14 protein-coding genes and 1 tRNA gene are annotated in these 16897 nt (G+C 65.6%); 13 read left to right on the top strand and 2 right to left on the bottom strand.

The window, feature by feature from the left end:
* The first annotated feature begins 261 nt into the window (after positions 1–261).
* The 13 genes from BLT68_RS08545 (at position 262) to BLT68_RS08485 (ending at position 15235) form a co-directional block, all read left to right on the top strand.
* Positions 262–1029 carry an ABC transporter ATP-binding protein gene (locus tag BLT68_RS08545; protein ID WP_074633682.1) on the top strand — a complete coding sequence of 256 codons (768 nt, stop codon included), beginning with the start codon at positions 262–264 and terminating at the stop codon, positions 1027–1029.
* A complete protein-coding gene (locus tag BLT68_RS08540; RefSeq protein WP_074633681.1) occupies positions 995–2431 on the top strand; it encodes an ABC transporter permease in 1437 nt (478 codons plus the stop codon). The genes BLT68_RS08545 and BLT68_RS08540 overlap by 35 nt, the downstream gene beginning before the upstream one ends.
* Complete coding sequence (locus tag BLT68_RS08535; RefSeq protein WP_074633679.1) at positions 2431–3693, top strand: sensor histidine kinase; 1263 nt, start codon at positions 2431–2433, stop codon at positions 3691–3693. Before BLT68_RS08540 ends, BLT68_RS08535 begins: the two co-directional genes overlap by 1 nt.
* On the top strand, positions 3693–4379 hold the full coding sequence (locus BLT68_RS08530; protein WP_074633678.1) for a response regulator transcription factor: 687 nt from the start codon (positions 3693–3695) through the stop codon (positions 4377–4379). The genes BLT68_RS08535 and BLT68_RS08530 overlap by 1 nt, the downstream gene beginning before the upstream one ends.
* Positions 4380–4587: 208 nt before the next feature.
* Entirely contained in the window at positions 4588–5520 is a 933-nt protein-coding gene (locus BLT68_RS08525) for a 5'-nucleotidase (RefSeq protein ID WP_074633676.1), read from the top strand.
* A gap of 164 nt (positions 5521–5684) precedes the next feature.
* The gene (locus BLT68_RS08520) at positions 5685–7871 is read left to right on the top strand and encodes an ABC transporter ATP-binding protein (protein WP_074633675.1); all 2187 of its coding nucleotides are present in this window, start codon (positions 5685–5687) and stop codon (positions 7869–7871) included.
* Positions 7868–8734: an energy-coupling factor transporter transmembrane component T gene (locus tag BLT68_RS08515; protein WP_083332402.1), complete on the top strand. Its 867-nt coding sequence runs from the start codon at positions 7868–7870 to the stop codon at positions 8732–8734. The genes BLT68_RS08520 and BLT68_RS08515 overlap by 4 nt, the downstream gene beginning before the upstream one ends.
* Positions 8735–8888: 154 nt before the next feature.
* Positions 8889–8972: transfer RNA gene (locus BLT68_RS08510), tRNA-Leu, on the top strand.
* A gap of 272 nt (positions 8973–9244) precedes the next feature.
* The gene (locus tag BLT68_RS08505) at positions 9245–10645 is read left to right on the top strand and encodes an SLC13 family permease (RefSeq protein ID WP_074633750.1); all 1401 of its coding nucleotides are present in this window, start codon (positions 9245–9247) and stop codon (positions 10643–10645) included.
* Between the two features lie 7 nt (positions 10646–10652).
* Positions 10653–12755: a sensor histidine kinase gene (locus tag BLT68_RS08500; RefSeq protein ID WP_074633749.1), complete on the top strand. Its 2103-nt coding sequence runs from the start codon at positions 10653–10655 to the stop codon at positions 12753–12755.
* Positions 12752–13222 carry a response regulator gene (locus tag BLT68_RS08495; RefSeq protein WP_074633673.1) on the top strand — a complete coding sequence of 157 codons (471 nt, stop codon included), beginning with the start codon at positions 12752–12754 and terminating at the stop codon, positions 13220–13222. Before BLT68_RS08500 ends, BLT68_RS08495 begins: the two co-directional genes overlap by 4 nt.
* A gap of 241 nt (positions 13223–13463) precedes the next feature.
* Positions 13464–14615 (top strand): AAA family ATPase, encoded by a 1152-nt coding sequence (locus tag BLT68_RS08490; protein ID WP_074633672.1) that lies wholly within the window; start codon positions 13464–13466, stop codon positions 14613–14615.
* 8 nt (positions 14616–14623) lie between these two features.
* The gene (locus tag BLT68_RS08485) at positions 14624–15235 is read left to right on the top strand and encodes a hypothetical protein (protein WP_232618736.1); all 612 of its coding nucleotides are present in this window, start codon (positions 14624–14626) and stop codon (positions 15233–15235) included.
* A 163-nt stretch (positions 15236–15398) separates the two neighbouring features.
* On the opposite strand, the gene BLT68_RS08480 is transcribed toward BLT68_RS08485, so the two are convergent.
* Together BLT68_RS08480 and BLT68_RS08475 are read right to left on the bottom strand one after the other, a co-directional pair.
* Positions 15399–16055: a hypothetical protein gene (locus BLT68_RS08480; protein WP_074633668.1), complete on the bottom strand. Its 657-nt coding sequence runs from the start codon at positions 16053–16055 to the stop codon at positions 15399–15401.
* 87 nt (positions 16056–16142) lie between these two features.
* Complete coding sequence (locus BLT68_RS08475; RefSeq protein ID WP_074633667.1) at positions 16143–16892, bottom strand: NADPH-dependent oxidoreductase; 750 nt, start codon at positions 16890–16892, stop codon at positions 16143–16145.
* Positions 16893–16897 lie beyond the last annotated feature (5 nt).

The raw sequence follows: 16897 nt of genomic DNA, 5'->3' as shown, positions 1-16897 counted from the left end.
CAGACCCGTAGGTTGATGGCATGTCCTGTACGGGCACCCTGTTGCCCTGTCGCCAACACGTGCGCTACGAGGTGGTTGGGCGTGAACACTCTTTGCTGTGCCTTCACCGCGCGGGAACAACGAGCCGACCATTGTCCGCTCGAGATGACGATAGTGCCCGAACACTAGCGCTGGGATCGGCCACTGCGATTGTATGGGAGACAGGAGAAAGAAAACCCGGGAGCCACGGGTTGCTGGGATACAACCGAGAAGGGATCCACGATGGGAAGCGTGGTTTGTGCGCGTAGCGTGTGGAAGGAGATTCCCCACGAGCGAGGCTTGCTTACGGTCGTCCGTGACTGCTCCTTCGATGCCGGTCCCGGGATGACCTCCCTCGTCGGGCGCTCGGGTGCGGGCAAGACCTCCCTCCTCCACGTCTTGTCGGGTTTGGATGCGCCGACGCGAGGGGCCATCGCGGTGGATGGTGTGGAAGTCTACGCGTTGAGCGAGGCGCGACGCACCCAGTTCATTCGTGACCGCGTGGGTTTCGTTTTTCAGGATGCGAACCTCGTCCCCTACCTGACCCTCGAAGAAAATGCCGTCCTGCCGCTCGAACTCGCCGGCCGAAGGGTCAACGGCGCACAAGCACAACTGGACCTCCTATTTACCCGATTCTCCCTCGCCCGCAGTCGTCGCACCAAGGCCGAAGCTGCATCGGGGGGCGAGGCTCAGCGTTGTGCGATCATCCGAGCGCTCATCACGCAACCGCGGGTGCTCTTCGCCGACGAACCCACCGGAGCGCTGGACTCGGGCAACTCGCAGGTTGTGCTTGAGGCGCTGCGATCCATTGGAGACTCTGGTGCAACGGTCGTCATCGTCACCCACGACCCCGTGATTGCATCGTTGTCCGACCGCGTGGCCTTCATGCGGGACGGGAGGGTCACCCACGTTGCCACAGACCTATCTGCCAGCGAGGTCCTCAAGGGTATGAACGAGCAGCACGAGGAGGTGTCCGATGCTCAGATACGCACGCAGGATCTTGACCAATGACTGGGGTGCCTGGGTTCCTCTCATTGTCGTCATGTCGCTCACGACCGCACTCGTGGGTGTGTGCGCGAACCAATTCGCCTGGACGCGCTCGTCACGCTTCCTTGCCGCAGTGCAGGTCGCGGGCCTGCGAGCTCAGGAGTTCCATATCGTTTCGGTGTCCATCTACTGTTGCGTTGCCCTCATCGCCGCTTTTTCTCTCACCATCATCGGCGCGTCCACAGTCGTACGCTGTGCCCCGGACTTTAGCCGCTGGCGACTCCTGGGAGCAACCCCCGCCCAGGTAGGGGCTACCGCTTTCACTATGACGGCTGCGGCAGGTGGCATCGGCGCGCTCGTTGGTTCCTTTCTCTCGGTGCCTACGTCGTTCGTCCTTATCCCCTGGTTTAACCAGCTGGCCGCTCAGAGCTTTCCGGGTGGAACCGGAGATTTCAATCCGGCCTTCGCACCTTCTCCCAAGGCTTTGATAGCCTCGCTGGCCTTGTCGTGGCTCACCTGCATGCTGGGTTCGCTGGGACCCGTGGTGAGGGCGGTTCGCATGCGGCCTATAGAGGCGCTCCGTTCCTCGCATGCAGGAGCAGCCCGCGTTTCGGGCCATCCGATGGCCGCAACACTGGTTGCCTTACTCGCAGTAGTCCTGGCGATCGTTGGGGCGGGTATCTCGTTGCCGGATGAAACGGGTCGAGGCGGGGCGCTCAGCTCACTGATGCTGTGGCCGGGTGTCCTCCTGTTGGTGGCGGTTGCCCTGTGGGGCGCGAGGGGAGTGAAAGCGGCCATCGCTTGTGTGGGGATGATTCCTGCTCGCATGGGGGCGCCGATGGGGGTTCTCGCAGGCAAAGCGCTGTGCGCGCGAGCAGGGCGTAGCTCCATCACCGTGACTCCCCTTGTCACTGCCGTCGGGGGCGGGTCGCTCCTCCTGTGTGTGATTCGTACTTTTGAGCGCATCATGCGAGCCCAGGGAGTCCAGGAGGCCTTCAACTACACCGATACCGTTGTACTCGTCATCTTGGTGTCTGTCTTCGCTTTGGCGACCGCCACAGCGGTGACGGCTCTCAGTGCCGGTGACCAAGGGCCGGAGATTACAATCCTTCGTACCCTGGGCGTGTCACGTGCTCAAGCATGGCGAATGGTGGTCTGGCAGGCTGCCCTCCTGGCGGCAGCGACCGGGCTGCTTGCCCTCGCCCTCGCCCTGGCTACAGCGGGCATTGGTTTGTTACTCTCCCTACGTCTGTTCGCAGTCCTGGCGTTTTGTCCGCCGGTGGATTTGTGTCTAGCTTTCGCCCTGGCTTCCTTCCTGTCGGTGGTGTCTATCCTTCGGTGGCGACTCGCCGGGTGGATTGGTCCGCGGCCGGCACTGCGTGAGGATACTCGCGGTAAGCAGGCTGTTGCGCGAAAGGGGACCTGATGGGTGGTGACCCAGGAAAGACCAGAGGCTACGTGAGCTGGGTTCCGATCCTGGTCTGTGTGTCCTACGAAGTCGCCCTCTTTGCTTCGTTCATGGTCCCAGGGTTCCCTGGCGGCCCCGTCATTCCCGGTGGCCTGGCCCCCATCTCTGCTATGTTGATTGCGGTTGCGTCGGGAGCTGGAGTTGTCGGCGTCGCTGTTCGCCGTGCGCACCCCGTCGTGGTGGCGGTGGGAGCTGTCGGCCTGTACGTGGTATCCACCGCGTTCGGTGTTGGTGCTTTCCTGGTCCTTCCTGCGATCATCGCTCTCTACTCACTGGGGCGCCACACGTCTGCGCGTGTAGCCGCAGCGGTCGGTGCGGTCTGCTCGGCGGCGACGGCGGTCGGCGCTGCCGCGGGGGTTGTCGAGGGAAAAGGGACGGAGGCATTCGTTTCGTTGACCACGTTCGCGATGGTCTGCTGCTGTGGCATGGTGCTCCGTGCGCGCGAAAGCGCCCACGACACCATGCGTCGTGGCAGGGAAGCGAATCTACGGACTGCGGCAATGGAGCGAGAGCGAAACCTGGCGGTTGCTCAGTCCCGGGTGGCGGCCGAACTCCACGACTCGGTCGGCCATGGACTGACCACGATTATCGCCCTGTCCGAGGGTCTGACCGGGGAAACAGGCGATGCAATGGTCGACGAGGCGCTGGCGGGTATCAATACTGTCGCCCGAGAATGCTTGGCGCAGACGAGAGATGCGGTGCGTGCGCTGAGCCCGGGAGCGCATACCCCCGTGGATCCGGGCAGGCACACGTGGGATGACATCCATTCCGTCATCGCGAATGCCCGACGGACAGGCATGTCGGTGACCTTCCATGAGACTGGTCGTCGTTCGTCGGATACGCGCCAGGCGGCCCTCGCCTTCGCCGTCGCGCGTGAGGGAATCACGAACGCGCTCAGGCATGCGCGGGGAGCCTCAATGATCACGGTGTCGTGGGACCACAAGGACACCGGCTGGGTGGAGGTGTCCGTCCGCGACGACGGACAGCACGAAGCACCCGGCGACGGTGCCGACGGGGGCCCGCCGCTTCCTATCGTCGCGTCGCCCCACTCGGGGCTGTCGATGGTCCGTTCCCGGGTCGTGGAGGCGGGCGGCGTCTGCCAGGCGGGGTGGTCCGGGGCGGGCTGGGCGCTGCACGCGCGCATCCCCTTGTGGTCGAGGGGCGAGGGGGAACATGATGAGGCTGGATCTAGTGCGCGATCGGGGATAGGAGCCGCGTGATGATCCGCGTGATGGTTGTTGATGACCGGCGCCTCTCTCGGATCGGGGTCTCCCTCATGCTCAGGCACGACCCCGATACGGAATTGGTGGCTGAGGCTCAGGACGGATGCGAGGGCTTGGAGAAGCTCGATAGTCTCTCGCTGCGCGGCCAGGAAATGCCTGATGTGGTTTTGATGGATGTGCGTATGCCGAGGCTGGACGGGATAGACGCGACGCGCCTGGTGACTGCACGCTACCCGCAGATCCGGGTGCTTGTCTTGACGACGTACGACCAGGATGATTACGCGTTCGGCGCCCTGGCTGCGGGAGCGTCGGGTTTTCTCCTCAAGGACGCCACCGCCCGACAGCTGTGCGATGCGGTCCATGCGGTTGCCCGCGGTGATGCCGTGCTCACTCCTCGCCTAACAGGCGAACTGATCCGTCGCGCGGCGGCATCTCCGACCTTTGGCGGAGTCGGTGGAACGGGATCGAGTGAGGTGTTTGGGGCACTGACGCCCAGGGAACGCCAAGTGGCCGCTTTGGTTGCTGATGGGCTATCGAATGCTGAGATCGCAGGGAAACTCGTCATCGAGGTCACGAGCGTGCGCAGGTATGTGAGCAGGATCCTGACTAAAACGGGCCTGCGTGACCGGGTGCAGATCGCAGTCGCATGGCACCGAGCTGACACAACCCCTGGTCGGTCTTAAATCCGGCTGGACAATCTGTGGCCGCCGCGACAGTGCGATGAGGGCGCGTCGAGCTTGCGCGCATGCGCGTCCTTACGGGTTAACGTGCGCGTCGGCGGCCTCGGATCAGGGACACCGGGCGGCGCGGATCCTGGGACGCAGGTGAGCATGGGCGCCTATACCCTTGCCCACAGGGAAGTGGGTCAAAGTGAGCGGAAGGAAGGACGCAATGCCCGGGAAACTGGATCTGGAGCGTGCCCTCGTCATCGGGGTCGCCTCCAGCGCGCTCTTCGACTTGAGGTCTTCGGACGCGGTGTTCCGCCAGGATGGCGAGCAGAAGTACCGCGAGTACCAGCGCGACCACCTTGACAACGCACTGGCACCGGGGGTGGCCTTCCCCTTCATCCGCCGCCTCCTGACCCTCAACGACCTCTCCGAGGACGAGCGCCTGGTCGAGGTGGTCATCCTGTCGCGCAACGACCCGGAGACGGGGCTGCGCGTCATGCGCTCGGTTAAGCACCACGGGTTGGACATCACGCGCGCGATCTTCATGCAGGGCCGCTCTCCCTACCGTTTCATGGAACCGCTGCGCATGTCCCTGTTCCTGTCGGCCAACGAGACTGACGTGCGCGAGGCGATCGGGCTGGGTTTCGCGGCTGGCCGCGTCGTGGGGCGCGCGGTGGCGGACGACGGGGGCACCGACCTGCGCATCGCCTTCGACTTCGACGGCGTTCTGGCCGACGACTCCTCCGAGAGGATCTATCAGGAGGGAACGTTGGAGGCGTACCAGGAGAACGAAAGCGCCCTGGCCGACGTGCCCCTCCCCAGGGGCCCGCTGGCGGCCTTCCTGGAAAAGATCAACCACATCCAACGGATTGAGGACGCCAAGCACGACGCCGATCCGGAAGGCTACGAACGCAGGGTCCGCGTCGCCGTCGTGACGGCGCGCAGTGCGCCCGCCCACGAGCGCGCGATTAACTCGATCCGTGGGTGGGGGCTGCGCGTCAACGACGCGTTCTTCCTGGGAGGAATCAACAAGGGACCCATCCTGGGTGTCCTGCAGCCGCATATCTTCTTTGACGACCAGCGCCGCCACGTGGACACGGCCTCGGATTCAACGCCCAGCGTCCACATCCCCTTCGGTGAACTCAACAGGGCGTAGAAGTCCCGTGAGTTCCCCAGCTTCTTCGGTGGCCTGGGCAATGGTAATGGAATGGGGTGATCCCCGGTCCACGGGGCACCACTCCCCGGGTCACACGCGAGATGCAATGCGGGCGGTGGGGCCCGGCGCTCGCAGATCAGGGCGGTGCCTGGGACACTAGGGGCATGAGTTCCACCGCGCGCGACACCCGCCTCCTCACCCCCGTCGAGGTGGCGACCGCCGGTGCGTTGTCGGGTCTGGCCGTCACTTTCGGCCTCATCGCCGCCGTGACCCCCGTTTTTCAGCTGCTCTTCCAGGTCGCCACGGCCGTCCCCCTCGCCATGGTCGCGCTCAAGCTGCGCCCCCGGGCATCGGTGGCCACCTTCGCGTCCACGGTCCTCCTGGCCATCGCCGTCGGAGGCATCGCCACGGCGGGACGATCCTTCCAGGCGGCCCTGGTCGGCCTCATCATCGGCTTTCTGCACGGGAAACGCGCGTCGTGGCTGAGCGTCGGCGCGGTCGCCGTTGGCCTCGGCGCCATCTGGGGCATCGGGACAGACGTGGCCTTCTGGTTTCTCTCCGACCTGCGCGCCCTCGGCCTCGAAAGCATCCAAAAGATGCTGAATGGATTCCTGCGCCTCATCGAACACATCCCGGGCTCCGGGGGCGTCGTCGACGCCGGGCACACACTGGGCCAGTGGATCGTCGACGCCTGGTGGGTCTGGATTCCCATCACCCGCCTCGTCGGCGTTGCCTTCCTGGTCCTGTCCGCCCGATGGCTCCTGGTGGCGATCCTGCGTCGCATCTCCCTCGACGCCGGGTGGGATCCCCTGGTCAACACCCCCACGCGCGGGAGCGACGCCGATCCCGATACCCCCGCCCGGCCGCCGCTGCCCCTGACCCTGACCGACGTCAGCTTCACCTACCCGGGGGTCGATCACCGGGCCCTGAGCGGCATCACCGTGAGCTTCGAGCGCCCCGAATACACCGTCATCGTCGGGCACAACGGATCGGGCAAATCGACCCTCGCGCTGCTCCTGGCCGGAGCCGAACCCGACGAGGGCACGCGCACAGGGGGCGGCGTCCTCGGGGCGGTCGGCGGGACGGCGCTGGTCGGCCAACGCTCCGAACTGCTGGTCCTCGGACAAAGCGTGGCCGAAGACATCACCTGGGGTATGAGCGCCCAGCAGGTGCAGGACCTCGACCTGGATGAGCTTCTCGGACGCGTCGGGCTGTCCACCCTGGCCGACGCCAACCCGCGCTCCCTCTCCGGCGGGCAGCTCCAACGACTGGCGCTCGCGGGAGCCCTCGCCCGCTCGCCCCGCCTGCTCATCTCCGACGAATCCACCGCCATGATCGACCGTGCCGGGCGCGCCGAGATGCTCCACCTGCTCGCCTCTCTGCCCCAGTGGGGAATCGCCGTCGTCCACATCACCCACGACCCCGCCGAGGCCGACCGCGCAGACCGCGTCATCACGATCGACGGCGGTCGCATCCTCTCGGACATCCGGGGCGGGGCCGACCTGTCCGCTGCCGGATACAAGGCCACCCGGCCCAACGGCGACACGGAACCTCGTGTGCCCCCCAACAACCCATCCACCGACCGGGCGCGCGGCGGCGCCTGGGGGAGCGAGGGCGCCTGGGCGCGCGCGGAGCCCTGGGGGAGAGGGCCGTCGTTCATCAACACGGAACACCTGTGGGCCGACCGCGTTGCCCACACCTATGACCTCGGGACCCCCTGGGAGCGGCCAGTCCTGCACGACGTGACCCTCATCCTGGATCCGGGCCAGGCCATGCTCATCACCGGCGACAACGGATCCGGCAAGACCACGCTCTCGCGTATCCTCACCGGACTGCTGACCCCCACCTGGGGAAACGTGACCCTCGGAGGCAACCCCATGGAACGCAGGGTCGGCGACGTCGCCCTTTCCATGCAATTCGCGCGTCTCCAGCTCCAGCGCCCCTCCGTGCGCTCCGATATCCTGGCCGCCGCCGGACACGGCCCCCGAATCGGCGCGACATCCGCGCGCCGCAAGGACGCCCTGCCCCGGTGGGAAGGCGATCACCTGGTCGCCGAGGCGATGAAACTGGTCGGGCTGGACCCGGCCCTGGCCTCGCGCGGCATCGACGACCTCTCCGGCGGTCAGATGCGGCGCGTCGCCCTGGCGGGGCTGCTCGCCGCGCACCCGCGGGTCCTCATCCTCGACGAACCCATGGCCGGCCTGGACACGGAATCACGTGACCTGCTCATCTCCGTCCTTGACCAGCGCCGACGCGCCGGACTGTCCATCCTGGTCATCTCCCACGATCTGGAGGGGATGGACACCCTGTGCGACACCCACCAACACCTGTCCCAGGGGGTGCTCTCGTGACCGACCCCCACAGCGCACCCGGAGACGGCGCCACCGGGGACAGGTTCTTTGCCACCCCAACCGGCCCCGGTGAAACCCCGCCGCGGCCAAGGCCGCGCAGGAGCGCGGGCTTCACGCTGCCTCGTCCCCTGCCGTGGGCGACGCCCCTATCGCGCGCGTGGCCCGGCACCCTCATCGCCTGCTGGACCCTGCTCACCACGTGCGTGATACTGCTGCCACGATGGTCGACGCTCGCGATCGTCGGCTCCCTCCTGGCCGTCGCCTCCGCGATCATCCGCCTGCCGCGCAGCGTCGCCCCCCGCCCGCCCGTGTGGATGATGTCCGGGGTAGTCGGCGGATGCATCGGGGCGTGGCTGGGGGACGGACTTGAGCTGTTCCTGCGCGCTACCACGCTGGCCGTCATCGTCCTGTGGGGATCGTCCCTGATCGCGTGGGTGACCCCCACGGCCGCCCTCGCGGGTGCGCTGCGCTCCTTTCTTGCGCCCCTGCGCCTGGTGGGAGCGCCTGTCAACCAGTGGGCGCTGGTCATGGCCTCTGCCCTGCGAGGTCTGCCCATGCTGCGCGATCAAGCGCAGGCCGTGCTGGATACCGCCAAGCTGCGGCTGGGCACGGACATGGCAACCCTGTCCGTGGGTGGCTACGCTCGCCTGGGCGTCGACGTCATCACCGCGATCCTGTCGGCCGCCTCGCGGGGAGCGGCCGAGACGGGGCGCGCCATGTCCATGCGCGGGTCTATCGCGGCCGCGGAATCGTGCGGGCGCGGCGGTGGCGAAAAAATGCGCCTCGGGTGGGTTGACGCGTGCATTATCGCCGTGACCCTGCTGGGAGTCGCCGGGGTCGTTGCGTGCAGGCTGTTGCGGTAGCCTGCCGGGGTACGCCGACCAGCATCCGCCCGGGGCGGTGGTATTGCTGGACTGTGGGACGAGGGGACGCCGGGGCTGCGGGGTGCGCTGTGCCCTGGGTCATGCGGCGCTGATTTGACGCGGGGGGTGGGATGCCCCTATTCTTTCTGGGTACGCGCGAGTGGCGGAATAGGCAGACGCGCACGGTTCAGGTCCGTGTTCCAGTGATGGAGTGGGGGTTCAACTCCCCCCTCGCGCACGATTAACCGCAGGTCCCACGGGATCTGCGGTTTCGTTTTACCCGGCGCATGCGCCCGGGTGCCGTGGCCTGGGGCGACGCGATCGACGGGGAAGAGGCCGAGTAAAGGAGCGAGCGTCCAGACGGGGCGCGCCCGCCCCGCCCCGGTTTCACATTTTGTGTGTGCTGGCATACACTGATCGGATAGTATCCACGCGAGACGATGAGGTCTTCCCATAATGGCTCGACGCTCCAGGGGCGCGGTGTCTATCAATCCACGCTCCGCCCAGAACATGTCCACGCGGCCGTCCGACTTCTCAAAAAAGAACCCGGTCAAGACCTTCGGTGTCCTGGGTGCGGTGGCCTCCATCGTCATCTGCCTGTTCATCCAGCTGCCGGGCCTGGACGCGGCGGGCACGCGGATGTTCGGCATCTTCCTGGCGGCCATCCTGCTGTGGGTGACGGAGGCCGTGCCCCTGGCGGGCACGGCGGTTCTGGTCATCTTCCTGGAGGTCCTGCTGATCTCCGACCACGCGCTGCTTGACGTCGGGGACGGGGCGCCGACCTACACGAAGTTCTTTGGGGCGCTCGCCAACCCGGTGATCATCCTGTTCCTGGGCGGCTTCATGGTGGCTGACGGCGCGGCGAAGTACAAGCTCGACCGAGCACTGTCGGCGGTCCTCCTCAGGCCCTTCATCGGCAAGCCGCGCCTGACCGTCCTGGGCGTCATGCTGATCACCGCGATCATGAGTATGTTCATGTCCAACACCGCGACGACGGCGACGATGTTCGCCGTCATGATGCCGGTTATCACGGCCCTACCCGAGGGGAAGGCGCGCACGGGCATCGCCCTGTCGATCCCGGTGGCCGCGAACGTGGGCGGCATCGGAACCCCGGTGGGCACGCCTCCGAACGCGATCGCGTTGGGAGCCCTGGAGAACGCGGGGCTGGCCGTGACGTTCCTGCAGTGGATGCTCGCCGCCGTGCCGCTCATGCTGGTGCTGCTGGCCCTGTCGTGGGCATTCATCGCGTGGCGCTACATTCCCGTCGACGCAACCTTCGACATCGACACGTCTGCGCGCTTTGAAAGGTCGCGCAACGCGGTCATCTTCTACGTGGTCGCGGGGCTGACAATCCTGCTGTGGATGACCGAGTCGCTGCACCACGTTTCCGCCAACATCGTCGGCTTCCTGCCGGTCGTGATCCTTTTGATGGCGAAGGTCATGAGCGGAGACGACCTGCGCGCCCTGGACTGGCCCGTCCTGTGGCTGGTCGCGGGCGGAATAGCCCTGGGTTCGGGCGTGGCCGCCACCGGGTTGGACAAGTGGATGCTCGGTTCGATCCAGTGGGCATCGATCCCGGGCGCCTTGCTGATATTCGTGCTGGCCCTCGTAGGGTGGGTGACCTCGAACGTCATCTCGCACTCCGCGTCGGCGAACCTCCTCATCCCGATGGGCATGGGCCTGGCGACGACGGTGTCGACCAGCGCAGCCGAGATCGCCATCGTCATCGCGCTGGGTTGCTCCCTGGGCATGTGCCTGCCCATATCGACCCCGCCGAACGCGATCGCGTACTCGACCGGCACCACCCCGACCCGCGAAATGGCCGTGGTCGGCATCGTCGTGGGCGTCGTCGGCATCATCCTCTTGGCGTTCGTTGCGCCGCTGACGTGGAGCGCGATCGGGGTGATGTGACGTGTCCATGGATGCGGCCGTGGCCGGCTCGGGCGCGCAGGCGCAGCCCAGGCCGGGGCTGGCCCGCGGGTGGACGCGGGGCCCCATGGCCGAGGACGCGTCGGTGCTCGCCCGCACCGACGTGCGCAGCGGCGGGCACCGCGCGGGATACCCCATTCACCTGCTGGTCGTCGGCGACGACTCACGTTCGATAGCGGCGCCGGTCACCCGCGACCTGGCCGACGCGTTCCCCGGGCTGTGCCTGGACCGCGTGGACGGCGCCGGCGACCTGGTGGACTACGGTGCGAGCCTGGGGGCCCAGGACCACGTGCTCATGGGCCTGGTCACCTCCGAAGTGCCCGATATTGACGAGCTGATCGACTGCGCGGCCACGATCCCGGTGCTGCGCGGCATGCAGTGGGTGGTCGTCACGGACGCCGCGCAGCACCGGGACCTCGCCCGGTGCATGCAATCGGGTGCCCTCTCCTCGGTCCTGAAGTCCCCGTGGACGCTGCCGCTGCTGGCCGGCCAGGCGTACTCGACAATGGTGCGTTACCTGCGCGGATGCGGATACTCGGAGGGCCAGATCCGCTCCCTCATCGCCGACCCGCCACCATTCGCGGTGCAGGGGCCGCTCCTAGAGGGCCTGGACCGAGACGAACACGAGGTGGTCATGGAGCTCCTGGCCGGCGTCGAGCGGGTCCTCGGCCAGCGGCCGCGGCTCGTCGTCCCGGGGGGAATCCAGCTGGTGACGCAGGGGGAACCCGTGTGGGCCGTGTATTTGGTGCTCGACGGAAAAGTGTCCCTGCACCGTGATTCCGCGAGGGGCGAGGTGCTGGCGCACCTGGCGTCCTCCGGCCCGCTCATCGGCCTCGTGTCCCTGGCCCGCGCCGAGAACGCGTTCTTCACGGGCACCACGACGGGCGAGGCGACGCTCGTGCGCCTCACGACCGAGCAGCTGCAGATCGTCATCTCCGAGGACCCCTCGATCGGTGCCACGCTGACGGCGTTAGCCATCCGCTCCCTGACCCGCCGCCTCATGCGGGCCGAGGACCTGCACCTGGAGAACGCTATGCTCGCCGAGGACCTTGAGGCCCAAAAGCAGGCGCTGGCCGCCACCCTCGAAGACCTGCGTGCCACCCGGGCCGAGCTGGTCGAACGCGCGCGCTTCGCCATGCTTGGCGAACTCAGCGCGGGGATCGCCCACGAGCTCAACAACCCGGTGACCGCGCTGGTGCGCGCCGCGAAACACCTCCACGAGGACGTCGACTCGGTCCTCGCGTCCCCGGCCGCGGCCTCGTCCCGGGAGGCCATGGCGCGCGCCCTGACCGTGCCGCCGCGCTCCACGTCCGTCGAGCGTGCCCTCATCAGGGAGCTCCTGCCCGTCGTCGCAGACCACACCCTGGCGCGCCGCCTGGTACGCGCGGGGGTGCAGGGGGCCGAAGGGGCACGAACGCTCGCGCGCACCCCCGGAGGCATCGACGCCTACGAGGCCGGGGCGCGCCTGGGAGGTTCCCTGCGCTCGGTGCTGGCCGCCTCCGATCGCGTTATTGAGCTGACGCAGTCCCTCAAGGGATACGCGCGCCCCGATGCTGAGGATCTCAAACCGGTGGACGTGCGCGACGGCATCGACGACGTGTTGCGCTTGACCGCGCACAGGGTGCGGGGCATCCGTATCGACTGCGACTACGAGGACGTGCCGCCCGTCTACGCGCACCCCGCGAAGCTGCAACAGGTGTGGACGAACCTCATCGTCAACGCCGCAGAGGCCATCGAGGACGAATCCGCCGACAAGGCCTCGGCAGCGGAGAACGCGGGCGGCGTGCCCGAGCTGCCGGCGCGCGGCGAGGCCGATGCCCTGATCCGCATCACCGTGCGACCCGCACCGGGGTGCGTGAGCGTCACCATCTGCGACAACGGACCGGGTATAGACCCGGGAATCGTCGACAAGATCATGGAACCCCACTTCACCACCAAGGCGGGGCGCGTCAGATTCGGGCTGGGCATGGGCATGTCCATCGTCCGAACCATCATCGCCGACCACGGGGGCTCCCTCGCGATCGACACCCACCCGGGGTCCACGACCATGCGGATCCTGCTGCCCACACAACCACACGAGGAGGAATCATGACCCTGACAATCCTGTCCCTTGAGGACGAAGCAGACGTGCGTGACGCGCTTGAGCGCGATCTCGAACAGTTCTGGGATCACATCAGGCTTGAGGTCGCCGAGGACGTTGACGACGCGTGGACCGTCGTCGACGAGATCGTCGAGGACGGGGATGAGCTGGCGCTGGTCCTGTCCGATCACCGGCTGCCCGGCAAGTCGGGCGTGGACTTTCTGGTGGAGCTCATGAAGGACGAGCGTTTCGGCGCAACCCGAACGGTGCTGGTGACCGGCCAGGCGGACCAGTCGGACACGATTCGGGCGGTCAATCAGGCTGGCCTGGACTACTACATCGCCAAGCCGTGGAACCCCGACGAGCTGCGCGAGACGGTGCGTGACCAGCTCACCGAGTTCGTCCTGGAAGCCGGGGTTAATCCCCTGCCCTACGTGAGTGTTCTTGACGCGGTGCGTGTCATGGAGGCGATTCGCTGACCCGGCGGCGCTGGGTTGCCGCCGGACCGCGATGGTTGGCGTGGTGGCCGCCGTCGCGTGTGTCAGCTCGGCGGAGGCTGAGCGCCCGGGGCGTTGCACATCGTGACGCCCTGGAAGCCGGCGGCGCCCAGGACCTGGAAGATATCGTCCAGGAGCACCATCGGCTCGGCGGTTGTGGGGGTGATGTGATGGGCGGTATATTGTATTTACGGTATGTATTCGATCCAATGAGGGTGGCGGCATGGAGTTTTCACATGTGCGTATTAAGAACTGGAAGAACTTTCGGGATCTGAGCTTCGATGTAGGCCATAGGCTCTTTATCGTGGGGCCGAATGCTGCCGGTAAATCGAACCTTCTTGACGTCTTTCGTTTTCTTGGGGACATCGTCGCGCCAGGCGGCGGAATGGCCCAGGCCGTGGAACAGCGTGGAGGGCTAAAGAAGGTACGCAGCCTGTTTAGTCGGCAGCACCCTTCTCCGAGCATTGATGTAAAAATGCGGGACGGGGACGATGAATGGCGGTATGTGTTGGTCATTCGCCAGGAGGGGTCCGGACATCGGAGGGTGCTGGTTGAGGAAGAGAGGGTTGAGTTTAATGGGAAGCGGGTGCTAAAGCGCCCGACAAAGGGGGATAAGGAAGATACGGAGCTGCTCACGCAGACGTATTTGGAGCAGAAAGTAACGAACAAAGAGTTTCGCAAGATTGCTGATTTCTTTGCGCAGACCAGGTACTTTCATCCCGTTCCGCAAGTAATTCGGGGACTGACGGGCAATGAGATCAAAGCCGCGGACCCATACGGTTCCGATTTTATTCGGCAAATTAGCGAAACGCCTAAGAGAACGCAGGATGCTAGGCTGAAGCGCGTGCAGGCTGCCCTTCAACGGGCGATTCCGGAGTTCGAGAAGCTGAGGCTGGAAAAAGATTCTATGGGCGTGCCGCATTTGGAAGCAGCATACAAGAATTGGAGGCCGCATGCGGCGTGGCAAAATGAGACGCAGTTTTCTGATGGAACCCTGCGATTACTGGGGCTGCTGTGGACGCTGGTCGCGACTCCTGCGGAGAAATCCAGTGTGTTGCTTCTTGAGGAGCCGGAACTTTCGTTGCATTCCGCGCTTGTATCTAAGCTTCCTTCTGTTTTAGCTGATGCGAGGAAGAACGCGAAGGGAGCCGTTCAGGCCATCTTGTCAAGCCACGCCACTGAGGTGGTGGATGATGAGTCGGTTGGTGCGGAAGAGGTGCTGGTGCTTCTTCCTGGAAAGGACGGAACGAAGGGAAGTCTGCTCAGTGACCGTGAAGATGTTACGTGTTACCTCGATATAGACACCCCTTTCTCAGAGATCATTAGTATTCTCTTGGGCACGGAGGGTACGCCTAGTTTTGGGCTCGGATCATGAGTCATCGGATGTCGGCCTTGGTTTACGTCGAGGGAGAGACTGATGTGCCTGTGGTTTCTGCCGTGATGAAGGCAGCGGGGTGGGGCAGTGATGAGTTTATGGTGTTTGCCAAGGGTGGGTTCCGTGAAGTGGGGAAGATACTGAGAAAACAGGCCGTTAAATCCTCGCCAGTTCCAAGGATCTTTATTATTGATGCTGACGGTCATTGTCCAGTCGAGGTTAGGCGTTCACTCCTTCCTGGGGGAAGCGTGGAGAGTGTTCTCCTGCGTGTTTGTGACAACGAGATCGAGAGCTGGATTCTTGCGGATGACCAGGCTTTCTCACGCTTCTTTAACATGCCTCTCGCGAAGGTGGAGTCCCCGAATGGGGTGGACGCCAAGGAGCGGATGCTGCGCTGTGTATATTGGCTCGGAAAGAGCAATGCGCAAGACTTTGCGCGAGAACCCAGCAAGCACTCAGGGAAGTACAGATTCGGGAGCCGCTATCACATACTTATCAGACGGTTTATTGACGAGGAGTGGGACGCTCGGCGAGCGGCACAGCGGTCTGACAGTCTCAAACGAGCTGTTCAACGTCTTGGCGAGTTGCATGATCGATTTATCGGCGGGGAGTTAGGCTAATGATCATCATCAGGGCATGGGGGATATGTTTTGATCGACGTTGCTCCCTGCCCTACGTGAGTGTTCTTGACGCGGTGCGTGTCATGGAGGCGATTCGCTGACCCGGCGGCGCTGGGTTGCCGCCGGACCGCGATGGTTGGCGTGGTGGCCGCCGTCGCGTGTGTCAGCTCGGCGGAGGCTGAGCGCCCGGGGCGTTGCACATCGTGACGCCCTGGAAGCCGGCGGCGCCCAGGACCTGGAAGATATCGTCCAGGAGCACCATCGGCTCGGCGGTCCCGGCGGCGAACTCCGGGTGGCGGATCTCGATCGCCGCCATGCCCCGCGGATCCGGCACCGGTTCGGTGTCGAAGTGCTGAGACAACAGCGCGTTGGCCTCCTCCAGGTCCGCGGGCGCCCCGAAGACCCAGGTCACGGCCTTGTTGCCCGCCCCCGTGGGGGTGCGGTGAATGTACATGCGCGTCATGAGGATGCGACGCCCGCAGCGCGGGAACACGTCGCCGACCCGCGTGAACAGGGCGATGTCGGCCAGCTCTCCACCCATCGACGAATCGACCAGCGCATACGCGTAGGCGCCGATACCGCGCAGGGTCAGGGCGTCCGCGAGCAGACCCATGACCTCGTCGCCGAAGGGTTCTGGCTGAAAGTACACGCCCTCGCCGATCGTCGGCGCGTCCGGCCCCAGGAGGGAAATGCTGAATCCCGCGTCGGCGAGCGCGTCACGCACGAGGGCAACGTTGTGCTCGGGGAACGGGTGCAGCGCGGCCGCGTTGGTGGCGATACGTTCGATGAACACGTACGTGGAGAAACCAAGCTCAGCCATGCCCCAATTGTACGGGCGCTCACCCGAGGGCGGCGGTCCTCCACTCTCGGATGAGCGGAGGCGGCCGGCCTCGTCACGAGAGGGGAGTCAGCGCAGGCACAGCCCCTGTTCGTGCAGGACCTCAAGGATGGGGGACACGTGCGCGCCACCCACCCCGATGGCGGTACCCACCAGGTGCGTGAAGGATTCCAGGCGCGAACCGCTGCGCAGGTCGTAGTACTCGGTGACCTCGCGGTCGTAGTCGGCCAGCAGCTCCGTGTAGGACTCGACGTGCGGATACGTGTTCTGGCCAGTCATGACCGACAGCGGCAGGCGAGGCTTCATGCCCGGCTCCTGGTCGGGGTGCCCGACGATCATGCCGAGGATCGGGAACGTCAGGGGCGGCAGATTTAGCGCCTCGACGACTCCGCGCGGATCCGCCAGGATGGAACCCAGGTAGACGGTCCCCAGGCCCATGGACTCGGCGGCCACCACCACGTTCTGGGCGGACAGCAGCGCATCCTCCGCCGCCGCGAGGAACAGATTCATCGAAGACAGGGCCTCCGAGGAGACTCCCTGCTCGGCGCGGATACGGCTGTTTCGGTACATGTCGACCAGGAAAATGAACAGGTCGCCGGCGGTTCCACCCACGTAGGGTTGGCCGGAAGCCGCCGCGATCTTTTCGCGGATCTGCGGGTCGGTGATGTGCAGAATCGTGCACGCCTGCAGGTAGGAGGCCGTAGCCGTGTGGCGGGCCACGTCCATGAGGGTGGTGACCTCGGCGTCGGTGAGGGGCTGCTCCTTGTAGGCGCGGATCGTGCGGTGGGCGAGCTGAAGCGCAATGGTGTCGTTCGTCATGTGTT

The organism is Schaalia meyeri (genome assembly GCF_900105015.1).
Classification (GTDB): Bacteria; Actinomycetota; Actinomycetes; order Actinomycetales; family Actinomycetaceae; genus Pauljensenia; species Pauljensenia meyeri.
Note: the sequence above shows the minus strand (reverse complement) of the source record. Positions and strands in the feature narration are given on the sequence as shown.